The organism is Robiginitalea sp. (assembly GCF_049588695.1).
Lineage (GTDB): Bacteria > Bacteroidota > Bacteroidia > Flavobacteriales > Flavobacteriaceae > Robiginitalea.
On record NZ_JBAVZJ010000482.1, the window covers coordinates 1 to 1,527 of the forward strand.

Below are 1,527 nucleotides of genomic sequence, written 5' to 3' on the forward strand. Positions count from 1 at the left end.
GCTTATAACGCCCTACGATCAGAACACCCGAAATAAAGAGAAAAAGGCCGAGGGCAATACCACTTACCGATAAGGAGGTGATCTTAAATAAATTGGCGAGCAATCCCGCAGTTACCACATAAAGGGCGGCCAAAATCGTAAAGGTGGTAAAAAGCGTAATTACAGCATAAACCCACATATAGCCCTTACCCCTTCGGGAATACCCTTCTATAAGGCTTCTTCCCGTTACGTTAGTATAGCGGATACCATATTCGAAAAAGGGATATTTTAACAAATTTGCGAGGAGTATCGGAAAGATCATCAGCCAGCCATAAGTAGCTCCGGCCTTCGTGGAAAGTACCAGATGCGAGGTGCCAATGGCCATGCTCGCAAAAAGCAGGCCCGGTCCGAGATTCCTGATAAGGGATTTAAACTTTTCCATACCTGATCGGTCTATGCGATTCGTTGCCCTTTTGTATCATTCGATTTCAATGCGATTTCCATAGTATTTGGGTTCGGTGTTGAAAATCAAATCCAGGAATACTTTAACCCGTGCAAAATATTCCCTGAGGTGCACTTTCATCCCCGGGGATCCGTCGATATCTTTTGCGCTGAAACCTATGGCGTACAGATTTTTTTTTGAAGCGATAAAAATCGCGCGCTCATTGTGAAATTCCTGGGAAATCACCGTTACTGAATCCAGGCCAAAAACGATGTTAGCCCGGATCATGGAATCCAGGGTCCTGAACCCCGCGTAATCCAGAAAAATGCGCCCCTCCGGAATACCGCCGGCCATAAGGTCCTTTTTTATGGTATTGGGCTCGTTATAATAAATACTGCCGTTATCCCCGCTTACCAGGATATAGGAAATCTTCCCTTTCTTAAAGAGATTCAGGGCAGCCTCGATGCGGTACTGGTAATAGGGGTTCACACCCCCTCCAACCTGATGGCGTGCCGTTCCCAAAATAAGTCCGACTTTATTGTATGGAATGGTATCGATATCCCTGTAAATACGGTCGGCAGAGGAAAATTCTATGATGAAATAACAGCCGGTAAAAATAAGCACGGGAAGGATAAGCAGCGCAACTATTCTTTTCCGGATTTTTGTTCTCATCTACAGGGTTTAGGTAGCAACTAAAGGTACATATTCCGGGCAAAATACCAGAGGTCACAAAAAAGACCCCGCGGGTGGCGGGGTCTTTGAAAATAAAGCCTTCAGACTAAGGGGTCTTACCAACTGTATTGTGCGCCAAACATAAACATAAAGGTATTCATGTCGTAGGAGACTTCACTCCCGGGGATGGCACCATAAGGTGGAAAGTCCGGTACACTTCTCGGATTGAGTAACTGACCCGAAGTGGCATCACCGGAGGAACCAAAGTGGAACACACCGTCGATCTCAAACTTATCACTGATCTCATAGCCCAGGCCAAATTGGAAGGCATTCTTAATAATTGCCGTAGCGGGCACGCTGTAAAAGGCCAGTTCATCCTGTATGGGATTAGAGCTATAGGTGTAGCCCAGTCTTAAAGGAAGTCGGTTTATACC

Annotated in this window: 1 protein-coding gene and 2 pseudogenes; all 3 read right to left on the reverse strand. The window is 45.8% G+C overall.

What is annotated here, in order from left to right; translation table 11 throughout:
• A pseudogene (locus WBV75_RS11305) lies at positions 1–421 on the reverse strand (NRAMP family divalent metal transporter); the annotation flags it as partial.
• Positions 422–457: 36 nt separating this feature from the next.
• A complete protein-coding gene (locus tag WBV75_RS11310) occupies positions 458–1,093 on the reverse strand; it encodes a SanA/YdcF family protein (protein ID WP_424120705.1) in 636 nt (211 codons plus the stop codon).
• Positions 1,094–1,209: 116 nt separating this feature from the next.
• Positions 1,210–1,527, reverse strand: a pseudogene (locus WBV75_RS11315) (hydrocarbon degradation protein); the annotation flags it as partial.